Origin of the sequence: Hydrogenophaga sp. BPS33, assembly GCF_009859475.1 — a bacterium.
Classification (GTDB): domain Bacteria; phylum Pseudomonadota; class Gammaproteobacteria; order Burkholderiales; family Burkholderiaceae_C; genus Hydrogenophaga.
In genome coordinates this window covers 5,757,501-5,778,859 of record NZ_CP044549.1, presented here as the reverse complement: position 1 = coordinate 5,778,859, position 21,359 = coordinate 5,757,501, and the positions used below count along the sequence as shown (strand labels likewise).

At 67.2% G+C, this 21,359-nt stretch carries 19 protein-coding genes (1 of these 19 only partly in view); 4 read left to right on the top strand and 15 right to left on the bottom strand.

What is annotated here, in order from left to right; genetic code table 11:
• Positions 1–10: 10 nt before the first annotated feature.
• Complete coding sequence (locus F9K07_RS26770; protein WP_159596289.1) at positions 11–1,234, top strand: SAM-dependent methyltransferase; 1,224 nt, start codon at positions 11–13, stop codon at positions 1,232–1,234.
• 38 nt (positions 1,235–1,272) lie between these two features.
• Positions 1,273–2,124, top strand: coding sequence for a creatininase family protein (locus tag F9K07_RS26765; RefSeq protein WP_159596288.1), 852 nt, complete (start codon positions 1,273–1,275; stop codon positions 2,122–2,124).
• A gap of 20 nt (positions 2,125–2,144) precedes the next feature.
• Here F9K07_RS26765 and F9K07_RS26760 read toward each other — a convergent pair whose 3' ends face one another.
• Positions 2,145–2,831, bottom strand: coding sequence for a histidine phosphatase family protein (locus F9K07_RS26760; protein ID WP_159596287.1), 687 nt, complete (start codon positions 2,829–2,831; stop codon positions 2,145–2,147).
• A 191-nt stretch (positions 2,832–3,022) separates the two neighbouring features.
• Here F9K07_RS26760 and F9K07_RS26755 point away from each other — a divergent pair, with 191 nt between their 5' ends.
• A complete protein-coding gene (locus F9K07_RS26755) occupies positions 3,023–5,323 on the top strand; it encodes a hybrid sensor histidine kinase/response regulator (protein WP_159596286.1) in 2,301 nt (766 codons plus the stop codon).
• 305 nt (positions 5,324–5,628) lie between these two features.
• Here F9K07_RS26755 and F9K07_RS26750 read toward each other — a convergent pair whose 3' ends face one another.
• From F9K07_RS26750 to F9K07_RS26695, 12 genes are all read right to left on the bottom strand, one after another.
• Complete coding sequence (locus tag F9K07_RS26750) at positions 5,629–7,140, bottom strand: tripartite tricarboxylate transporter permease (RefSeq protein WP_159596285.1); 1,512 nt, start codon at positions 7,138–7,140, stop codon at positions 5,629–5,631.
• A gap of 23 nt (positions 7,141–7,163) precedes the next feature.
• Positions 7,164–7,649 carry a tripartite tricarboxylate transporter TctB family protein gene (locus F9K07_RS26745; protein ID WP_159596284.1) on the bottom strand — a complete coding sequence of 162 codons (486 nt, stop codon included), beginning with the start codon at positions 7,647–7,649 and terminating at the stop codon, positions 7,164–7,166.
• Positions 7,650–7,801: 152 nt separating this feature from the next.
• The gene (locus F9K07_RS26740; protein ID WP_159596283.1) at positions 7,802–9,175 is read right to left on the bottom strand and encodes a HAMP domain-containing sensor histidine kinase; all 1,374 of its coding nucleotides are present in this window, start codon (positions 9,173–9,175) and stop codon (positions 7,802–7,804) included.
• A complete protein-coding gene (locus F9K07_RS26735; RefSeq protein ID WP_159597124.1) occupies positions 9,172–9,870 on the bottom strand; it encodes a response regulator transcription factor in 699 nt (232 codons plus the stop codon). The genes F9K07_RS26740 and F9K07_RS26735 overlap by 4 nt, the downstream gene beginning before the upstream one ends.
• Before the next feature lie 108 nt (positions 9,871–9,978).
• Complete coding sequence (locus F9K07_RS26730; protein ID WP_159596282.1) at positions 9,979–10,947, bottom strand: threonine dehydratase; 969 nt, start codon at positions 10,945–10,947, stop codon at positions 9,979–9,981.
• Complete coding sequence (locus tag F9K07_RS26725; RefSeq protein WP_159596281.1) at positions 10,944–11,642, bottom strand: VOC family protein; 699 nt, start codon at positions 11,640–11,642, stop codon at positions 10,944–10,946. Before F9K07_RS26725 ends, F9K07_RS26730 begins: the two co-directional genes overlap by 4 nt.
• Positions 11,635–12,111, bottom strand: a complete 477-nt coding sequence (locus F9K07_RS26720) for a cupin domain-containing protein (protein WP_236581587.1) — start codon at positions 12,109–12,111, stop codon at positions 11,635–11,637. Before F9K07_RS26720 ends, F9K07_RS26725 begins: the two co-directional genes overlap by 8 nt.
• Positions 12,108–12,962, bottom strand: a complete 855-nt coding sequence (locus F9K07_RS26715; RefSeq protein ID WP_159596280.1) for a PhzF family phenazine biosynthesis protein — start codon at positions 12,960–12,962, stop codon at positions 12,108–12,110. The genes F9K07_RS26720 and F9K07_RS26715 overlap by 4 nt, the downstream gene beginning before the upstream one ends.
• A gap of 16 nt (positions 12,963–12,978) precedes the next feature.
• Positions 12,979–13,593, bottom strand: a complete 615-nt coding sequence (locus F9K07_RS26710) for a glutathione S-transferase (RefSeq protein WP_159596279.1) — start codon at positions 13,591–13,593, stop codon at positions 12,979–12,981.
• A 2-nt stretch (positions 13,594–13,595) separates the two neighbouring features.
• On the bottom strand, positions 13,596–14,810 hold the full coding sequence (locus tag F9K07_RS26705; RefSeq protein WP_159596278.1) for an aminotransferase-like domain-containing protein: 1,215 nt from the start codon (positions 14,808–14,810) through the stop codon (positions 13,596–13,598).
• Positions 14,807–15,772 carry a DMT family transporter gene (locus F9K07_RS26700; RefSeq protein ID WP_159596277.1) on the bottom strand — a complete coding sequence of 322 codons (966 nt, stop codon included), beginning with the start codon at positions 15,770–15,772 and terminating at the stop codon, positions 14,807–14,809. Before F9K07_RS26700 ends, F9K07_RS26705 begins: the two co-directional genes overlap by 4 nt.
• 61 nt (positions 15,773–15,833) lie before the next feature.
• Positions 15,834–16,448, bottom strand: coding sequence for a LysE family translocator (locus tag F9K07_RS26695; RefSeq protein WP_159596276.1), 615 nt, complete (start codon positions 16,446–16,448; stop codon positions 15,834–15,836).
• Between the two features lie 138 nt (positions 16,449–16,586).
• On the opposite strand from F9K07_RS26695, the gene F9K07_RS26690 reads away from it, so the two are divergent.
• On the top strand, positions 16,587–17,981 hold the full coding sequence (locus F9K07_RS26690; protein ID WP_159596275.1) for an aminotransferase-like domain-containing protein: 1,395 nt from the start codon (positions 16,587–16,589) through the stop codon (positions 17,979–17,981).
• 18 nt (positions 17,982–17,999) lie between these two features.
• On the opposite strand, the gene F9K07_RS26685 is transcribed toward F9K07_RS26690, so the two are convergent.
• Both F9K07_RS26685 and abc-f read right to left on the bottom strand, forming a co-directional pair.
• A complete protein-coding gene (locus F9K07_RS26685) occupies positions 18,000–20,198 on the bottom strand; it encodes a PAS domain-containing hybrid sensor histidine kinase/response regulator (RefSeq protein ID WP_159596274.1) in 2,199 nt (732 codons plus the stop codon).
• Between the two features lie 52 nt (positions 20,199–20,250).
• Positions 20,251–21,359: the 3' portion of a ribosomal protection-like ABC-F family protein gene (gene abc-f / locus F9K07_RS26680; RefSeq protein WP_159596273.1), read on the bottom strand. Its footprint extends 796 nt past the window's final position; only the last 1,109 of its 1,905 coding nucleotides appear in the window; its start codon lies beyond the right edge, outside the window; the stop codon is at positions 20,251–20,253.

The following is a 21,359-nucleotide window of genomic DNA, read 5'->3' as shown; positions in this document are numbered from 1 at the left end:
GGGGCATTGCATGGGATCGATCGTGGAAAAGGCCTTGACGCCTTGGGCACAGCGCATGAAAACGCGGGTGAATCTGCCGGTTCGCCTGAGTTGGGGTGAACGCGGGGCGTCTTCGTTGTCCCTGGGGGAGTTCGAGGAGCCGCAGGTGGAGATTCGTGTGCGCGACTCCTCGGCCCTGCCCCTGCTGATCGACCCGGGCCTGGACACCCTGGGCCAGGCCTACGTGGAAGGCCTGATCGACGTTGACGGCTCCATGGCCGACATCCTCGCCGTGGCGCACCGCCTGGCCGAGAACGCCCAACCCGAGAACGGCCTGCTGGGCCGCCTGCGCCGGCGCTTTGGCCACACGCGCGAGAGCGACAGCAAGGCGATCGAATACCACTACGACGTTTCCAACGAGTTCTACGCCCAGTGGCTGGACGAGCGCATGGTCTATTCCTGCGGCTACTTCGAGAATGGCGACGAAACCCTGGCCGAGGCGCAGGTCAAGAAGATCGACCATATCCTCACCAAGATCCGGCTCCAACCCGGGCAGCGGCTGCTCGACATCGGCTGCGGCTGGGGGGCGCTGGTGCTGCGCGCGGCGCAGAAGTTCGGCGCGCGTTGCGTGGGCGTGACGCTGTCGAAGAATCAGCACGCACTGGCGACCGAGCGGGTGAAGGCGGCGGGGTTGGAAGACCACATCGAGATCCGCCTGCAGGACTACCGCGACGTGCAGGACGGCCCGTTTGACCGCATCACCAGCGTCGGCATGTTCGAGCACGTGGGTCTGAATCACCTGAAATCGTATTTCGGACACGTCCGCTCGCTGCTCAAGCCCGATGGCTGGGCCTTGAACCACGGCATCACCAGCACCGATGCACAGGACGGTGAAACGCGCCATGGCGGCGGCACCTTCATCGACAAGTACGTGTTTCCACAAGGCGAACTGCCCCACATCGGCACCGTGCTGCGCACCATGCAGGAAGGTGGTCTGGAGGCCTTCGACATCGAAAGCCTGCGCCGTCACTACATGCGCACCACGCAGCTCTGGAGCGACAATTTCGAAGCGCGCACCGCGCAGATCAAGCCCCTGGTCGACGAGAAGAAGTGGCGCATCTGGCGCGTCTACCTGGCCGGTTGCGCCTGGGCGTTCGAACACGACGAGGTGTCGATCTACCAGGTGATCTGCCGCGCCGCAGGGCAGCCCGCACAAGGGCTGCCCTGGTCGCGCAAATTCATCTACGCCAGCTAGGGCTCTTGCAGGCCGGCAACTGGCTCTAAGATGCGCGCATGTCCGCGCCTGTCCGTTTCTGGTCCCAACTCTCCACCGCCGACTTCGCTTCGATCGACCTTGCGCGCGCCATCGCCGTGCTCCCGGTCGCGGCCACCGAGCAGCATGGCCCGCACCTGCCGCTGTCGGTCGACACCGACATCGTGAACGGCGTGGTGCATGCGGCCCTGCCGCACCTCGCGGCCGACCTGCCCGTGCTGTTTCTGCCCACGCAGGCCGTGGGTTTCAGTCCCGAGCACACGCGCTTTGCCGGCACGCTCACGCTCAAGATCGAAACGCTGCTGCGCGTGTGGACCGAACTGGCCGAGTGCGTGGCGGCCAGTGGGGTGAAGAAGCTGGTGCTGTTCAACGCGCACGGAGGCCAGGTGGGCGCGCTGGACCTGGTGGCGCGCGATCTGCGGGCGCGCCTGGGCATGCTGGTCTACAGCGTGAACTGGTTTCATCTGCCCTTGCGCGATGAGGCGGGTGGAGACGTGAACGCCCTGTTCAGCGCCGAGGAGCACCGCTTCGGCATCCACGCCGGCGAAATCGAAACCTCGCTGATGCTCGCGCTGGCACCCGAACGCGTGCGCATGCAGCAGGCCGAGTATTTCCGCTCCACCTCGCAGGAGCGCGCGCGGCAGTTTCCGATTCTGGGCAACGGCAAGAGCGCCAAGCTGGCCTGGCAGATGCAGGATTACAACGCCACCGGCGCGGTGGGCAACGCGGGCGCAGCCACCGCCGAAAAAGGCCGCGCGGTGCTGGCGGCCAGCGGGCGCGCGCTGGCGCAATTGCTGGCCGAAATAGATCGCCTGCCGCCCGACACCCTGAGCGAGCGCACCGCCTACCAGGCGGGCTCGCGCGAGCGCTAAAACGGCATCAGCCGCCCCGTTCAGGCATACGTCAACCAGTCCTTGAACTCGTCGCTGTCCAGGTGCGGCAGCGTGTTGAAGGTCAGCAAGGCATACCGCTTCGGGTTGAACTGCAATTCGGTCACCGCGCAGTTGCGGATGCGCAGATTGAGCTCGATCGTCGCTTCCGGGCTCATGCCGAGCACCTGGCCCACGGCGGTGGCGATCGGACCACCGCTGGAGACCAGCAGCACGTTGTGGCCCTGGTGTTGGGCGCGCACATGGTCGAGCACCTCGCGCACCCCGCGCACGAAGTCGTTGTAACTGGGCATGCCTTGCGGGGTCAGGGTGCCGGCCATCCACTGGGTGAGGCCATCGCGCAGCAGACGGAAGTGTTGCCGGTAGAGCTCGGGCGTCTGCGCCGCCGAACCCGGCCGCTCCAGCGGGTGGGGATGGATGGCGCGGATCACCGCTTCGCTGTCGTACTCGTTGAGCCCGGGGCGCGCGAGCGGCGCATGCGCCAGACCGCCAGCACCTTCGGCGATGCCGGCCCAGGTTTGTGCGTGGCGGCGCATCGCGCCGGTGATCACCGTGTCGAACACCGTGCCGCGCGCGGCCCAGTACCGCCCCAGCTGCACGCTCTGGCGGTGGCCCAGCTCGCTGAGCTGGTCGTAGTCTTCGGCACCGAACGAGGCTTGGCCGTGGCGCACCAAATAGAGAGTTCCCATGCGCGGCATTGTCTGGTCTGGCGCGCTGGGCGCTTTGTCCCGACAGCGACTGGGCGGGCCGGCGCAGTCGCGCAGGTGTCTGCATGCACCGAATGGTCCATGGAATTCGCTTGGCTTTGCCGGTCTTTTCCCGCGCTCGCCCAATCGGGCGCATGCTCCAATGTCCAGTATGTTTGCTCTGCGCTGCGCCCATGCTGTTTGATTCGCACACACTGCTCGCGATGCGCTTGGGTGTCGATGTGCTTGTCGCGCTGGCCTTCTGGGGGCTGTTGCGCCGCTATCCCAACATTGGCGGACCGGGTTGGTGGGTATTGGCGGCATGCCTGTCGATCGCGGGTTCGTTGGGCTTGTGGCTGCGCAGCAGTCCGACGGATCTCTGGTTCGGCGCCCTGGGCAACGCCGCCCTGACCATGGGCCCCGTGTTCGCCTGGATGGGGCTGCGCAGCCATCTGCAACTGCCCCGACCTGTGGGGCGCGTATTCGAAGCCGCCTTGCTCATCGTGGCCTTGCACGTGGCATTCATCCTGGTGTGGGATTCGGCCCAGGCACGCCAGGGCGTGCTGGCGTTCACCGTGCTCGGTGTGATGGCGCTGGCCTTTCGGGACATGGTGCGGGCCGACCCGCAGCGGCGTGTGCCCGAACTGCAGGCGCTCAAGTTGCTCACCGCCGTGGAGTTCGTCGCGATGCTGATGTTTGCGGTGGCAGCTCCGGTGGCCGGCCTGCCGCTGGTGCACGTGCTCCCGGTGATGCTGTTCTTCTTCCTGCTGGTTGGGCTGCTGCGGGCGGCGCTGTACGGCGCCCTGGTGGGCTACCGGTTGCGCTGGGAGGGCGATCGGGCGCGGCTGGATCTTTTGGCGCGCGAGGCTGATTCCCGTTCGCTGATCGACAACCTGGGGGCCGGCGTGGTCGTGTTCCAACCCGATCACACGGTCCGTCGCATCAACCACTCGGCGCGCCGCTTCTTCGGCCTGAACGAAGAAGAGACCGATCTCGCGCCGCTGACCGGCCTGGGTTCGCACATGCTGCGCGAGGACGGCCAGCGCATGCGCCGGCATGAGCTGCCGTTCGACCGTGTGCTCGCCACCGGCATGGCTGTGAAGAACGTGGTGGTGGGCGTGCCGGTGTTCGATGGTGGCGAGGGCGACGTGCACTGGGCCCTGTGCAACGGCTATGCGGAGAACGATGCACAGGGCGGCTTGCGCCACGTGGTGCTCAGCTTCATCGACATTACCTCGCTCAAGAGCGCTCAAAGCCAGCAGAAGGCCTTGCAGTCGCAGTTGGCACAGTCTCAGAAGATGGAAGCGCTGGGCACGCTGGCCGGTGGCGTGGCGCACGACTTCAACAACATTCTGGCGACCATTCTGGGCAATGCGGAATTGGCCCGCGAGGATGTGAGCGGCAATGCGTCGGCTTGCGCGAGCCTGAACGAGATCAGCACCGCCGCGCGCCGCGGCCGGGACCTGGTGCGGCAGATCCTGGCGTTCAGCCGACAGCAGCCGGTCGAGCGTACCCATGTCGATGTGGCCGCCATCGTGGTCGAGACCTGGAGCCTCATGCGCTCAGCCGTACCGCCGCAGGTGCAACTGCTGCACGATTGCCACCCGAACACGCCCACCATCCTGGCCGACGCCACGCAACTGGGCCAGGTGCTGATCAACCTGGGGACCAACGCGGTTCACGCGCTCGGAGGTCGGCCAGGCAAAGTGCAATGCCTGCTCGACTGCCTGCCCAACCACGATTCGCGCGTCCCTCCCGAGGTGGCCAAGGCCTGCGTCGAAGCCGGCGTGGACGTGGTGCGTCTGGAAGTGGGTGACAACGGCTGCGGTATGCCCGAAGACGTGCGCTCCCGCATCTTCGAACCCTTCTTCACCACCAAGGTGGTGGGGCAGGGCACGGGCCTGGGTCTGCCGGTGGTGCTGGGCATCGTGCAGATGCACGGCGGCGCGATCGAAGTGCGCAGTCAGCTCGCCCAGGGCACCACATTCACCTTGTTTTTTCCGGCGGCGCCCGGTGCGGTGCTTGCACCGCCGCACGATGTCGTCACAATGGTCGCTCGCGCACCCGACGAGCCTGCAACCGCCTTACCGGAGACCCCCCCCATGGCCGACGCCACGCCCGCGGAGCAAGCCCACATCCTGTACCTGGACGACGATGACACACTCGTATTTCTCGTGCGCCGGCTGTTGGAGCGCAGGGGCTACCGCGTCACGGCCTTCCTCGAGCAACGCGCGGCGGTGGACGCAGTGCGAGAGTCTCCGCACGCATTTCAACTGCTGCTGACCGACTACAACATGCCGGGCATGTCGGGCCTGGACGTGGCGCGCGAGGTGTTGAAGATCAATCCCCAACTGCCGGTGGCCGTGGCCTCGGGCTACATCACCGACGAACTGCAGGCCGAAGCCAAGGCCGCTGGCGTGCGCGAGGTCGTGTTCAAGACCGATGCGGTCGAGGCTTTCTGCGAAGTGGTGGCGCGCCTGATCAAGGCTGGATAGGCAAAGAGCACCCCCCTGCGCCGCTGACGCGGCTTCCCCCCTCTGTTGCGCGCCTTCGGCGCTTCGAGGGGGGGACGGCATCTTGGGCCGGCGGAGCCGGACCCTCGGTGCCCCTGGAAAACTCCCCCTCGCTCGTCGCAGTCTCTTCTCCGGCGCGCGTGCCTTCGTCCAGAGATGCCGAGGAACCGGCTTTGCCGGGCCTCTGGCATCGTCCCCCCTCGAAGCGCCGACAGGCGCGCCACGGAGGGGGGAAGCCGCGCAGCGGCGCAGGGGGGCGTCGCAAGTTCTCCGGCGCAGGGGGAGCGTCACTCCTCCACGAAGGCCTCTTCGCGCTTGGCTTTCACCGAAGGCATGAGCACCACCACCAGCAGCAGGACCGCCAGGGCGAGCAGCGTGGCCGACATCGGACGCGTGACCAGCACGCTCCAGTCGCCGCGCGAGATGAGCAGCGTGCGGCGCAGGTACTCCTCCATCATCGGGCCCAGGATCAAGCCCAGCAGCAGCGGGGCGGGTTCGCACTTGAGCTTGTGGAACAGGTAGCCGATCACACCGAAGATCGCGACCATCCAGATTTCGAAGCTGTTGTTGTTCTCCGAGTAGACCCCGACCGCACAGAACAGCACGATGGCTGGGAACAGCCACTTGTAGGGGATGGTCAGCAGCTTGATCCACAAGCCGATCATCGGCAGGTTGAGCACGATCAGCATCAGGTTGCCGATCCACATCGAGGCGATCAGGCCCCAGAACAGTTCGGGGTTGCTGGTCATCACCTGCGGGCCGGGCTGGATGTTGTGGATCGTCATCGCACCCACCATCAGCGCCATCACCGCGTTGGGTGGGATGCCCAGCGTCAGCAGCGGAATGAAGGAGGTTTGCGCACCCGCGTTGTTGGCCGACTCGGGGCCCGCCACGCCGCGGATGTTGCCCGTGCCGAAGGGCAGTTCGCCCGGCTTGAGCTTGATCTTCTTCTCGATCGTGTACGACGCGAAGGCCGACATGAGCGCGCCACCGCCGGGCAGGATGCCCAGGCACGATCCCAGCGCGGTGCCGCGCAGCACGGCGGGCATCATGTGCTTGAAGTCTTCCTTGGTCGGCATCAGACCCTTGACCTTGGAGGTGAAGACCTCGCGCTGGTCCGACGGTGTGGCCAGGTTGGCGATGATTTCGCCGTAGCCGAACACGCCCATGGCGATGGCGATGAAACTGATGCCATCGGTGAGTTCCGGTATGTCGAAGCTGTAGCGCGCCACGCCCGAGTTCACGTCCGTGCCGACCAGGCCGAACGCCAGCCCCAGCAGAATCATGGTGACCGCCTTGAGCAGCGAGCCCGACGCCAGCACCACCGCGCCGATGAGGCCCAGCACCATCAAGGAGAAGTATTCGGCGGGTCCGAACTTGAGGGCGACCTCGGTCAGCGGCGGCGCAAAGGCCGCCAGGATCAGGGTGCCGGCACAACCGGCGAAGAACGAGCCCAGGCCGGCCGCGGCCAGGGCGGGCCCAGCCCTTCCCTTGCGCGCCATCTGGTAGCCGTCGATCACGGTGACCACGGACGAAGATTCGCCCGGCAGGTTGACCAGAATGGCGGTGGTCGAGCCACCGTACTGTGCGCCGTAGTAGATGCCGGCCAGCATGATCAGGGCGGCCACTGGCGGCAGACCGTAGGTCGCGGGCAGCAGCATGGCGATGGTGGCCACCGGCCCGATGCCGGGCAGCACGCCGATCAAGGTGCCCAGCAGACAGCCGACAAAGGCGTAGACGAGGTTCTGCGCCGTGAAGGCGACGCCGAAGCCGATCGAGAGATTGGTGATCAGATCCATGGTGTTTTTCTGTTCGTGGAGCTTCAGCCGATGAAGGCGGGCCAGATCGGGAAGTTCAGCTTGAGCGCGAGTTCGAAGGCGCCGTAGCTGCCGATGGCGAGCACGGTGGCGAGCACGGCCACTTCCTTGAACTTGAACTGGTCACCGGCCAGGCTGGCGATGAAGGTGAGCGCATAGATCGCGACGATCAGGCCCATGTGCGGGATGCCCCAGCTGGGCAGGCCGGCGAGCAACACGCCGAAGACCACGTTCGCGCCGATGATGAAGACCAGCGGTCGCCACGCAATGCGCCCGATCGGTTCGCCGTCCTCCGTGTCGACCATCATGGCCTTGATGGTGATCACCGCGCCCATGATGGCGATGAGAACCCCCACCACGAGCGGGAAGTAGCCCGGCCCCATGCGGGCGCCGATACCGACGGTGTAGGTGGTGGCGCCCCAGGCGTAGGCCACGCCGAACGCGCTGAAGAGCACGCCCGAGTAGAAGTCTCTCTGACTCTTGATTTTCACGGTATCTCCTGAATCTTCGTTGACCACCGGGCCATGAGCGCAGCCCGGCGACGGCACAAGATGTGCGCAGGCGATGGTAGAAAAGGAGTTCGTTGGCGTGGGTGACCAAAACATTGCCGTTTGGCAATGCGGGGCGCGCTCGGGTGGGCGCGTCAGCGGCCCGGCCGAGGCAGCTCGATCACCGCCCGCAGGCCCGGGGCGGCGTCCTCGAAGCGCAAGCGGCCGCCGTGCAAGGTGGCCACGGCCTGCACGCTGGCCAGGCCAAGACCGTGGCCCGGCGCATCGGCATGGTGCAGGCGGTGAAAGCGCGCGCCCAGGCGCGCCAGTTCCTCCTCGGGTACACCGGGCCCGTTGTCCTGCACCGTCAGCATCACGCCACCCGGGGTCTCCTGCGTGCCGATGCGGATCGCCGCGCCAGGACCCGCGTACTTCAGCGCGTTGTCGAGCAGGTTGGCAATGGCGCCGGCCAGAAGGTCGCGGTCGCCGGGCAGCGCCACCACATCGGCCGGTTCGCGCAACAGGGTGGCTCCTTGCTCTTCGGCCACGGCTTCATAGAGTTCCATCACGTCGGTGGCGATCGCATCGAGCGAAATGCGCGTGAAGCTGCGCCTGCGTGCACCTGCTTCCGCTTCGGCGATGCGCAGCAGTTTTTCGAACACCGAGGTCAACTCTTCGATGTCGCGGATCGCCGCACCGATGGCTTCGCTGCGCTGTGCGGGGTTGGTGTCCGCCTGTTCCGCGTTGCGCAAGCGCACGAGGATGCGCGTGAGGGGCGTGCGCAGGTTGTGGGCGATGGTGTTGGAGACGTGGCGCACGCCGTCCATGAGCGACTCGATGCGGTCGAGCATGGTGTTGATTTCGCGGTTGAGCAGGGCGAACTCGTCGTCTTCGCCGGACTCGGCCACACGCTCCTGCAACTTGCCACCGGTGGCGATGCGAGTGGCCGTCAGACGCACCGCGCCTACGCTGCGCTCAAGCTCCTGTCGGAACACGAAGGTGCCGCCGATCAGCAGCAGCACGGCGACGATGCCCGCGGCCGCGCTCGCGCTGGCCACCAGCGATTCGATCATTTCCTGGTCACGCAGATCCTGTCCTACGACCAACGTACCGCCGTCGGGCAGCTTGTGTGCCACGAGGAAGGCCTCCACGCTGCGACCATCGCGCAGCACGCGGCGCTGCATCTCGCCCTGCCATGCGATCGGCGCGGGTGCATGGTCGAGGTTACCGACCCGTTTGTGCCCTTCGCGGTCGAGCAGCAGGTAGATCTCGCTGTCCGTGTTGTGGCCATCGGCCAGCGCGTTGGAGATCACCTCGCCGAGCGCCTCGATGCCTCCTTCGGAGACGCTCGCCATCAACTGCTGTCCGGTGATCTCCACCTGGCGCGCCATGCGCTGGTGCAGCACGCCCACCGTCTGCAGATAGACGATGCCCAGCGCGGCCAGCATGGTGATGGCGACCAGAAAACCATAGTAGAACGCGAGCCGGAAGCCAACCGAGCGCCAGAGGCGGCGCAGCTTCTCGATCATGGTTCGCCGGTGCTGTCGCCCACCTGGATGCGGTAGCCGATGCCTCGCACGGTGTGGATCAGCGGTGGGGCGCCGCCCACATCGAGCTTGCCGCGCAGGCGGCTCACCTGCACGTCGATCACATTGGTCTGTGGGTCGAACTGGTAGTCCCACACGGCCTCGAGCAGCATGGTGCGCGTGAGCACCTGGCCGGGGTGGCTCATCAGGTAGGCGAGCAGGCGGAACTCGCGCGGCTGCAGCGCGATCGGGCGGCCACCGCGCTCCACGTGCCGGCTCGTGAGGTCGAGCTTGAGGTCGGCCACCTGCAGCGTGCGCACCTCCGGGCCCGGGCGCGAGCGGCGCACCAGGGCTTCGGCGCGCGCGGCAAGTTCGGAGAAGGCGAAGGGCTTGGTGAGGTAGTCGTCACCGCCGGCCTTGAGCCCACGCACGCGCTCGTCCAGCGCACTCAGGGCACTGAGCACCAGCACCGGTGTCTTCTTGCCCAGGCCGCGCAGGGTGGAGAGGATGGACAGGCCGTCGACCCCGTTGGGCAGCATGCGGTCCAGGATGATCAGGTCCCACTGTTCGCTGGTGGCGCGGCCGAGCGCCTCCATGCCATCGCGGCAGATCACGACCACATGGCCGAGCCCGCGAAAGCCGTTGGCGATGTAGCGCGCGTTGTCCGCGTCGTCTTCCACCACCAGGCAGCGCCACATCGAGGTGGCTTCCATCAGGCGGGTGTCCTTGTGGTTGGGGCGGTCATGCGCCGCATTATCGATGCGGCGGCGCGGGCACACCGTTCGCGCTGCGGTGGGCCTTGGACATCACGCTTGCGCCAGAACCTGGGCCATCGTGCGGCTGTCCACATTGCCCCCGCTGAGCACGGTGCCGACGACCGCACCCTTGAGCGACGCGCGCTCCTGCCAGGCGGCCGCGAAACTGGCCGCGCCGGCGCCTTCGGCCACGTTGTGCGTGTCGGCGAACAACATGCGCATGGCTTGGGCCACGGCGTCGTCGCTCACCTGCACGACGTGGTCCAGGTGCGCCTGCAGGATCTCCAGCGCTTCGGCGTCGGCCACGCGGCATGCCATGCCATCGGCCAGCACCGTGGTGACGGGCGCTTCCACCACGCGGCCGGCGGCCAGCGAATCGGCGTAGGTGGTGGCGTGCGCGCTGACCACGCCGACGATGCGCACCGGGTGGCGCAGCGCCAGCTTGGCCGCGACCGCGGAGCAGGCGCCCGAGCCTTGTCCGATCGGCACGTAGACCACGTCCAGCTTGGGCACCGCACGCAGGTATTCCCACCAATAGGTGCTCACGCCGCGCACCAGGTCGGCGTGGTAACTCGGCACCATGTGCGCGCCACGCTCCTGAGCGAGGTGCATCGCGTGTTCGCGGCTTTCCTGGAAATCGCTGCCGTGTTCGATCAACGTGACCCCGAGCGCGCGCATGGCGGCGTTTTTCTCCACCGAGTTGCCGTGCGGCACGACGATGGTGCAGGGCACGCCGTGCGCGTGCGCGGCCAATCCGATGCTCTGGCCGTGGTTGCCGCGCGTGGCGCTGATCACTTCGCGTGGCAGCTCGCCGCGTTGCCGCAATCGGTCGAAGTAGGTGAGGCCGCCGCGCACCTTGAAAGCGCCCACGGGCGTGTGGTTCTCGTGCTTGACCCAACATTCGGCGCCCAGCCTTGCACTGAGCGTGGCCCAGCGGTATTGCGGCGTGGGCGCGAATGCGTGGTAGACCACCTGGGCGGCGGCCTCGATCTCGTGCAGGGTGGGCAGGGCGTGGTTCATGGCGGCGAGAGCAAGGTGACGCGACCGCGCGACGGCGTTTCGAGCTCGGCGGTGATCCCGGCCGGACCGTCGCACACGCTAGGCCCCCCATCGAGCTCCAGCGCCTGCAGGGCCGCGCGCAGACCGGCCGCGCCCGCATGGTGCAGCCGAAGGCGGCGCAGCGACACGCCGCTGTGGGGCATGTGTGTGGTGGGGTGAGCGCCGACCCACTGGATCAACGTGGGCAGCGCACCGTTGTACAGGCGCTGGCCATCGTCGCGCACGCTGATGTGCCATTGCAGCAGGCCCTGCGGGGTCTGGCGCGAGGCGCTCACCGCCGGGCCGCGCTGGATGCCGATCGCCCGCAGCGAAGCCACCGCATGGCCGATGTTCGGCACGCTGGCCACCCAATGCACCAGCTGCGGTCCATGCTGCACGAGGCGCGCTTTCATGGCCGGATCGTCCAGGTCGAACCAGCGGCGCTGGTGCGCTGCGCGGGTGGGCGTTGCCTTGGGGTGGATGGCGATGATTTCCAGGTAGCTCGCAGGCGAGCCGCTGCCATCCAGCTTGATCAGGCGGTTGTGCGTGCCGAACAGCGGATGCGCCCCGCCCAGACCCGGCGTGACGCCCAGCGTGGTTTCGCACCAGACCACGCCCTCGTCGAGGGTGCGCGCGGCCACCACCAGGTGGTCGAGGCGGGCGCGCGCGTCAGCCATAGGGCGTGCCGTTCTTGTGGGCGAAGCGCCACTGGCCGTCGACGCTGATCGCCTGGAGGTCGTCGTCGGGGTAGCTCGCCTGGTCACCGGCGGTTCGGTCGCCGATTTCAAGGTACACCACGTCCCGATCGGTTTCGTTGATCAAGCGGTGCCCGTTGCCGCTGCCCGCCGCGAAGCCCGCGCAGTCGCCAGGCGCCAGCGGCCGCAGGCCTTCGTCGGTGTGCAGCGTGGGATGGCCTTCGAGGATGTAGACGAACTCGTCCTGCCGGGTGTGCGCATGCCGCAAGGCCGACACGGCGCCGGGCGAGAGGCGCGTGAGGTTGACGCCGAAGTTGCACAGGCCGAACAGGTCGCCCAGTGGTTGCTTGTGACGCCCGGCCATGCGCGAGGCAAAGGGCTCCGGGTAGTTGGAGGGTTTGGTGCGCACAGGCGCCTGCGCCGCGGTGATGGATGTGGGTGCGGGCTTCACAGCGACACCTTTCCGTCGATGCAGGTGACGCTGGCACCGCCGATCCAGATCGTGCCGCCGGCGTCGCGTTCGACGTATACGCGACCCGCGCGCGCCAGCACCGTGCCCTGCGCGGCCACGTAGCGTTCCGGCGCCATGCCTGCGCCCATCAGCCATTGCGCGATCGCGGCGTTGAGGCTACCGGTCACCGGGTCTTCGGCCAGCGCTTGGTTGCCGGGGAAAAAGGCGCGCACTTCAAAGGCGGTGTCGGTGCCTGCCGGGTGGGGTCCGACAAGGCCGATCTCCAGACCCGCCAGCGCCTGCGCGTCGGGGCGCACGGCCAGCACCTGCTCGGCCGAACGCAGCATCACGCCGCGCCAGGCCGGGCCGTTGTCGCACCAGGCGTGCGCGACGATGTCGTCGCGCGACAGGCCGAGGCCGCGCGCGATCAGCGCCAAGTCGGCTTCGTCCAGCGGGCCGCCGCGGCGCAGTGGCGGGGCTGCGAATGCAAGCTGGGGGCCCTGGCGCCGGATGTGCACCAGGCCCACACCACATTCCTGCACCACATGCGTGTCGGCGCGAGCCCGTCCGCCGGCCCGCAGCCAGGCATGGCAACTGCCCAGCGTGGGGTGACCGGCGAAGGGCAGTTCGCGCCCTGGGCAGAAGATGCGCACGCGGTAGTCGGCACCCGCGGCGCGGCCTTCGTCGGTGGGCGGCAGCAGAAAGGTGCACTCCGAGAGGTTGGTCCAGTCGGTGAAGCGCTGCATGGCCTCGGTGTCCAGGCCGCTGCCATCGAGCACCACGCCCAGCGGGTTGCCCAGGTAGGGGGTGTCGGTGAAGACATCGACTTGTTGGAAGGGGCGTTGGGCCATGGGCTTGCTCCGAGGGTCAGGACAAAGGCAGGTCGAGCACGCCCCGGCTCGCGGGCAGCGCCAGCCAGCCGGCGTACCAGCGTTCAAGGTGAGGCCGCGCCGGGCGCGCTTGCGGCAGGCCCCACCAGCGGTGCACCTCGCAGGCGATCGGAATGTCGGCCATGCCGAGTTCGTCGCCGGCCATGAAGGCCTGGCGCGAGAGGTGCTCGTCGAGCAGGGCGAACAGCGGTTCGGTGGCGGCGACGGATTGCGCGATGACGGTGGCATCGCGCTGCTCGGCAGGCGTGCGGATCCACTGTTTGAAGGCGGGGCTTCCCGCAGGGTTGAGCGTGGTTTGCTGCCAGTCCATCCAGCGCTCGGCATCGAAGCGCTGCCGCAGGTTCCGTGGGTACAGACGGTCTTGCCCTGCGCACAGGTAGCGCACGATGGCGTTCGATTCCCAGAGCGTGAAGTCACCATCCTGCAGCAGGGGGACCAGGCCGTTGGGGTTCTGCGCTCGGTAGCCGGGTGTGTCCACTACGCCATGCGCCAGGCCCGCATCGGTGCGCGGCAGGTCGAGCCCGAGCACTTGAGCGCACAGCACCACCTTGCGCACGTTGATCGAACTCAGGCGTCCCCACAGGTGCAGCACGCTCAGGATCCTTGTTGTTCGCGGATGGCCTGGGCCAGCGCGGCGATGCCGATGTGGATCTGCTCCACGCTGGCGGTGACGAAGCTCAGGCGCATGGTGCGGTGGTCGGGTGCGTCGGCGAAGAACGCGGCGCCGGGCACAAAGGCCACACCCTTGTCCACCGCGCGCGGCAGCAGGTCGACCGCGTTCATGCCTGCGGGCAAGCGCAGCCAGAGGAACATGCCGCCGTCGGGCGAGTTCCACTGCACGTCCAGACCGGCCATCTCCTTCGTGAGGCAGGCCAGCATGGCCGCGCATTGGTTCTTGTACAGCGTGCGGATGGTGGGCACGTGGCGGTCCAGGAAACCGTCCTTGAGGACCTCGGCCACCATGCGCTGGTTGAAGCCGGGGCTGTGCAGATCGGCGGCCTGCTTGGCTTGCAGCAGCTTGGGAAAGATGGCCGTGGGCGCCACGATGTAGCCCAGCCGCAAGCCGGGCGCCAGCACCTTGGAGAACGAGCCGAGGTAGATGCAGCCTTCGGGGTTGCGCGCACTCAAGGGCAGTGGCGGCTGCTCGTCGAACCACAGGTCGCCGTAGGGGTTGTCTTCCACGATCGGCACGCCGTGCGCGGCCGCGCTGGCCACCAGGGCGGCGCGGCGCGCCTCGCTCATGCTGCGCCCGGTCGGGTTCTGGAAGTTGGGCAACACATACAGGAAGCGGGCGCGGTCCACGCCGGTGCCTGCCCGGCGCACGAGGTCGGCCACGTCGATGCCTTCGGCATCGCTGCCCACGGCTTCGATCCGCGGCTCCATTGGCGTGAAGGCCTGCAAGGCGCCGAGGTAGGTGGGCGTTTCCACCAGCACGCGGCTGTCGGTGTCGATCAGCACCTTGGCCACCAGGTCCAGGCCCTGCTGGCTGCCGGTGGTGATGAGCACCTGTGCCGGGTCCACCGCCCAGGGCAAGTGCGCGGCGACCGCTTCGCGCAGGGGGCCGTAGCCTTCACTGGCGGCGTATTGCAACGCGGCCTGCCCGTCTTCGCGCAGCACCTTGGCACAGGCCTCGGAGAACGCGGTGACGGGAAAGGTCTTGGGCGAGGGCAGGCCGCCAGCGAAACTGATGATGCCCGGCTTCTCGGTGACCTTGAGAATCTCGCGGATCACCGAGGGGTTCATGCGCTCGGCGCGGCGGGCCAGGGTCCAGCCGGTGTCCGTGGGATGGGGTAGGTCGTTGGGTTTCATGAGGTCTCCGTTTCAACGTCTTCGATGCGGGGGCTGGTGGCATGCACGGGCATTTTCTTGCCAATGAACACCGTAGCGATCACCGCAACGGCAAAACCCAGTGTGACAGCGTCCAGCCGTTCGCCCAACAGGGGAACCGCGAACAACATGCCCAGAAAGGGTTGCACCAGTTGCACCTGACTCACGCGCACCGTGCCCCCCAGTGCCAGGCCGCGGTACCAGGCGAAGAAGCCGATCCACATCGAGAACACCGCGGTGTAGGCAAAGCCCCACCAGGCCGAGGCCTGCAGCGCGGCCTGCGGGCGCGTGGCGAAGGCCAATGGGAGTGTGATCGGCAGCGCGATCACCAGCGCCCAGCAGATCACGTGCTCGGCGCGCATGCGCTGCGACATGCGTGCGCCGTAAGCGTAGCCGACGGCAGCGCACAGCATGGCGGCGAGCAGGAGCGCATCGGCGGGGTGCAGCGCGAGGCCCGCGCTGCCCGATCGCAGCACCGCGAAGCCCACCACCATGGCGCTGCCCAGGGCCGCGCACAGCCAGAAACCGCCGGACGGGCGCTGGCGGTGCAGCAATGCCGCGACCGCGGCCGTGGCCAGCGGCAGCACACCCACGATCACGCTGGCGTGCACCGCCTCCACATAGCGCATGGCCACCGAGGTGAACAGAGGAAAGCCGAACACGACGCCCGCCGAGGTGATGGCCAGGGGCAACAGGTCTTCGCGCCGGGGCAGCGGGGCGTGCGTGGCGAGCAGGAAAACGATGGACAGCCCGGCCGCCACGACGGCGCGGCCCACGGCCACGAACACGCCCGACATCTGCGGCGCGTCCACCGTGCCGACAGCCAGCCGCGTCATGGGCAGTGTGAGCGCGAACAGCGCCACGCCGAGCAAGCCGAGCAACAAGCCCTTGTTGGCGGGGCGCTCCAGCCAGCGCTGTGGCGCCAGGACGGGCACGGTGTTCATGGGACTGCCCTCCGTGCTGCGCACTGCGGGGCTGAGCGCCTTCGGAACGGCCGGGCGGCGCTCATACGGTCAGCATCCACAGGGCAGTGAACACCAGCACCGCGGCCAGCACGCGGTTGAACCAGCGCAGGCGCGTGCCGTGCGACAGCCATTGCCGCAGCAGGGAGCCCGTTAGCGCATAGGCGAAGTTGCTCGTGAAGGCGAACAGCACCATCGCGGCGCAGACGATGGCCAGGCGCTCGCCCGGGTTCGGCGCTGGCTGGCCGGCGGCGTTGACGATCCAGCCCGCGCTCAGGGTGAGCGCCAGCATCCAGGCCTTAATGTTGAGAAACTGCAAGCCCACGCCTTGGGCAAACGTGACGTCGAGCCGCACGTGGCCGGCATCGACCAGTTGCGCCGACCCCACCAGCTTCCACGCCAGCCACAGCATGTAGACCACACCCAGTAACTTCACACCCCAGCGCAGCACGGGGACGCTCAGCACCAAGGTGCCCAGGCCGAGCCCGGTGACAAGCATGAGCAAGGTCCAGCCGGTGGGCACCGCTATGCAGAAGCGCAGCGCGTGCCGCAGACCACGGTTGGCCGCGAGCGCGGTGGCCAGTGTGTTGTTCGGCCCCGGCGAAAAGCTCATGGCGGTGCAGAACAGCAGCAGGGCGGTCAGCTCGGAGGTGCTCATGGTGAATGGGATGGCTTGTGAAAGTCGGACGATCAATGTAGTCTTCGGTGTCAGTACACGACCAATACAGTTTGGCAGCTCAGTTATCAAACTGTATGGTTTGTACTGGCCATACAGATCGGCTGGAAAGTCGCCACCATGTTGTTGAAGACCCCCACCCAATCGCTGACCGAGCAGCTTGCGGCCCGGTTCGCCGACCGCATCCGCAGCCGCCTGCTTGCACCGGGTGAGCGCTTGCCATCGGTGCGCCAATGCGCCGAGCAAAACCAGGTGAGCCCATCGACGGTGGTGGCAGCCTACGACCAGTTGCTGGCCCAAGGCCTGGTGGAGGCGCGCAAGAACCGTGGTTTCTACGTGCGCGAAAGGGCCGCGCGCGGCGCTGGCGCCAAGACCACCTCCCGCGTGGGGGACGCGCCGGTCAACGCTGCCGCGCTGATGCGCGGCATGTTCCACAAGGTCAACAACAAGCCCCACCCTGGCATGGGCGTGTTTCCGCCCGATTGGCTCGAGTCCACCTTCATGCCGGCGGCGGTGCGCAAGGTCACCCACACGCGTGCGTTGCAGGACTTTTCGCTCCAGTACGGCGAGCCGCTGGGAGACGTCGGCTTGCGCCGTGTGCTGGCGCAGCGGCTCGCCACACTCAATGTGCACACCGATCCCGACCACATCATCACCACCGTGGGTGCCACGCACGCGCTGGACATCGTGAGCCGCACCTTGCTGCGAGCGGGCGACCCGGTGATGGTGGAGGAGCCGGGCTGGGCGATGGAGTTTGCCCGCCTGGCCGCGCTGGGCATGCGCATCCTGCCGGTGCCGCGACGCGCCGACGGCCCCGATCTGGAGGTGATGGCGAAGTACTGCGAGGCGCACAAACCCAAGCTGTACGTCAGCGTGAGCGTGTTCCACAACCCGACCGGCTACTGCCTGACGCCCGGCGGCGCACACCGCCTCCTGCAACTGGCCAACCAGCACAACTTCCACATCGTCGAAGACGACACCTACAGCCACATCGCTCCCGAGCACGCCACCCGCCTGACCGCACTTGATGGCCTGCAGCGCACGGTCTACGTGAGCGGGTTCGCCAAGATCCTGGCGCCCAACTGGCGCATCGGCTACCTGGCAGCGCCCCCGGGGTTGGTGGAGCCCTTGCTGGACACCAAGCTGCTCAGCACCTTGACCACGCCCGCCTTGTTGGAGAAAGCATTGGCGCTGTGCATCGAGCAGGGCCAATTGCGCCGGCACGCCGAACGCATTCGCACGCGCCTCGATGTGGCACGCGCGCGGAGTGTGAAGCTGGCGCTGGGCGCGGGCTGCACCTTTGCCGCTGAACCCGTCGGGCTGTTTGGTTGGGTGGACACCGGTGTGGATACCGACATCTTGGCCCAGCGCATGCTGGACGAGGGCTACCTCATCGCGCCCGGCGCGCTGTTCCACGCCGCGCGGGCGCCAAGCACGCTGATGCGCATCAACTTTGCGACCACGCAGGACGCGGCATTCTGGCGCGTGTTCGCGCGCTTGAAGGAGCAGATGTAGCGGCTTTGCGCAGCTTGCCTATCGGCGCGAATCGAACAGATCGCGAGCCTGCGCGTCCAACACCTCGGCCAGAGCCAGATCGATCTGCTTGGCCTCCGCCTGCATAAGGGGCAAGGCGCGCGCGAACAAATTCCAGTCGCCCGCCCGCGCAGCCAGCTCCAGGCCCTTGGCCAGACGCGCGCCGCGTTCGGCCGTCATGCTGGCCAGCGACCCCTTCAGACCGTGGGCATGGGCGACAGCCGCCGCGCTGTCGCGCTCGTTGAGCGCGCGCCGCATGCGGTGCTGGCGCGACGCGAGGTCGACCCGCATGGCCTGGGCGAGCTGACCCAGGGTTTCCTCGTCACCATCGAGGCGGCGCAGCAGCTTCTCGATGTCCAGTGGCGCCTGGCGCGTCGCAGCTTGTACCGGGCTGGCCTCGGGCACGGGTGGCAGTTGCACGTCGAGCGCTGGCTCCGGTGCGTTCGTGTCATCGGCTCCTTGCAGCACGCGGTCCATTTCATGGATCAAGGCTTGTGGACTCACTGGCTTGGGCGTGTACCCGTCCATGCCGGCCGCGAGGCAGGCCGCGCGGTCGCCCGGCATGGCATTGGCCGTGACGGCCACGATGGGCGTGCGCGGCAGCTTGCGCCGTGCCTCGATGCTGCGAATTTCCTGCGTCGCCTGCAAGCCGCTCATGCCTGGCATCTGCACATCCATCAACACCAGGTCGATGCCGCCCTGTTCCCACTGCGCCACGGCATGCACGCCACCGCGTGCCACGCGCACCGTGCAACCCAGGCGCAGCAACAGCTGGCGCATCATCAACTCGTTGACCGGGTGGTCCTCGGCCAGCAGCACCACCAGACCCACGTAGCGAGGCCCGGCCTGCGCCACTTCCATCAACTCGGCCGAAGCGCTCTGGGGTCCGTTGTCCAACGTGGGCACGTCGCGAAGCGGCAGCGACAACGTGAACGTACTGCCATGACCGGGCTCGCTGTCCAGCGCAATCGCACCTCCCATGAGCGCGGCCAGACGCGCTGAGATGGCCAGGCCCAGGCCGCTGCCGCCGTGCTCGCGCGTCGTGGAGGCATCGGCCTGTGTGAACGCTTCGAAAATCGCGGCTTGCTGGTGGCGCGGAATGCCTTCGCCCGTGTCGCGAACCTGAACCTCCAATTGGTACGGCGCATCGCCCTGCGGATGTTCCGCACTTGCCTTCACATCGACCCGGCCGCCGGCCGGCGTGAACTTCACGGCATTGGAGAGCAACTGGTTCATCACCTGGCGCAATCGCGCCGCATCGCCCATCACCCATTGAGGCAGCGCGGGTGACAGATTGACACGCACGTCCAGCGGTTTGGCGCGCGCCTCTTCTGCGTGGTTGGATACGACTTGCTCCAGCACCTGGTGCAAATCGAAGCGGGCATGCTCGATGTCGAGCTTGCCAGCCTCGATGCGCGAGAGATCGAGAATATCGTTGAGCAACTGGGCCAGCGCGTGGGCCGACGTGTCCATCAACGTGAGCCACTGGGCTTGCTCGGCGCTGAGCGGCGAATCCATCAGCATGCGCGTCAAACCCATAAGCGCGTTCAGCGGCGTGCGCACCTCGTGGCTGACATTGGCCAGAAATTCGCTTTTGGCACGGCTGGCCTGTGCGGACAGCTCGCGAGCACGCGAGCTGTCTTGCTCCAGGCGCTTGCGCTCGCGAATGTCGGCGACGGTGCCCATGAACCGAAGCGGCCGCCCCTGGGCGTCGTGCTCGGCCACCATGCCATGCGTCTCCACCCAGATCCAGCCCTCGGCCGCGCGCACCCGATGCTGCACCACCGAGCGCTGACTGCGTCCTTCCAGCAGCGCCAGCATCTCCCCGCGAAGCGATTCCAGATCCTCCGGGTGGAGACGGTCGTACAAGGCGGACACGGCCCAGTGACCATCGGCGGAAATGTCACCCAAAAGCTCTCCCCAGCGGGCCGTCAGGAAGACCTCCAAGGCCGGAGGCTGCCATTCCCACAGCGCAAGCCCGGCTGCGTCGACCGCCAATTGCAGCCGGTCGCGGGCCTCGTCCAGAGCGTCTTCGGCCAATGAACGACCGTGCGACTCGCGATGGGTTTCTTCGCGCAGGCCATCGAGCTCGCGGCGCTGGAGTTCCAGCTCACCCATGAGCTTTTGCGTACGCTCGCGCTCCGCCTGAAGCTCGTCGAGCGTTCGCTGCAGATCAAAGGCAAGACGATCGGGCGTCATGGGGTGTGTGAAATGAGAAACGAAGGTCGCGGGGCGCGATCAAGGCGTGAGGTCAGGCTCCACCCAGCGCTTCCCAGCGTTCAAGAGCCAGCAGCCATTCTTCCTCCACTTCGGCATGTCGGGCGCCAAGTTGAGTGGCTCGTTCGGGATTGCTGTGAAATAAGCTGCCATCTTCCAGCGCCTTGCTGATATTGATTTGTTCGCTTTCCAGGGCAGCCAGCAATTGAGGCAGCGCGTCAAACTCGCGCTGCTCCTTGTAACTGAGCTTCTTTTTGCTGCCGCGGGGCGGTGGCGTGCCGCTGGGTGTCGCTGGCGAGATGGGTTTGGCGGCAACCGCCGGCGCAGGCGTCTCGCGATCACGCTGAAGCGCAGCCGCGCGCGCCGACTGCGTCAACCAGTCCTGCACGTCGCCCACATACTCGCGCCAACGCCCCTCGCCTTCAGACACCAGCGTGCTGGTGACCACGTTGTCCAGGAAGCGCCGGTCATGGCTGACCAGAAACACCGTTCCCTCATATTGTTGAAGCAGGTCTTCCAGGAGTTCCAGGGTCTCGATGTCCAGGTCGTTCGTCGGCTCGTCCAGCACCAGGACATTGGCTGGTCGTGCAAACAGGCGCGCCAGCAGCAGGCGGTTGCGCTCGCCACCCGAGAGCGTGCGCACCGGCGCATTGGCCCGGGCAGGTGAAAACAGGAAATCGCTGAGATAGCTCTTGACATGGGTGCGCTTGCTCCCGATTTCGATCCACTCGCTGCCTGGACTGATGAAATCCTCCAGCGTCGCGTCCAGATTGAGCTGGTCGCGCATCTGATCGAAATACGCCACGCTGATCTTGCTGCCCTGGCGGACCGTGCCGCTGGTGGGTGTCAATTGACCCAGGATGATCTTGAGCAAGGTGGTTTTTCCGGCGCCGTTCGGGCCGATAAGTCCAATCTTGTCGCCGCGCAGGATCGTGGCGGAGAAGTTGCTGACGACCGTGCGCAGGTTGCCGTCTGGCGAGATAAACGACTGCGTGACCTTGTCCAGTTCCGCCACGATCTTGCCGCTGGCCTGACCGCTCGCCACCTCCAGTTTCACGCTGCCGATGGCATCGCGCCTGTTGGCCCGTTGTTCGCGCAGGCGCTCAAGGCGCGTGATGCGCCCTTGGGCGCGGGTGCGTCGCG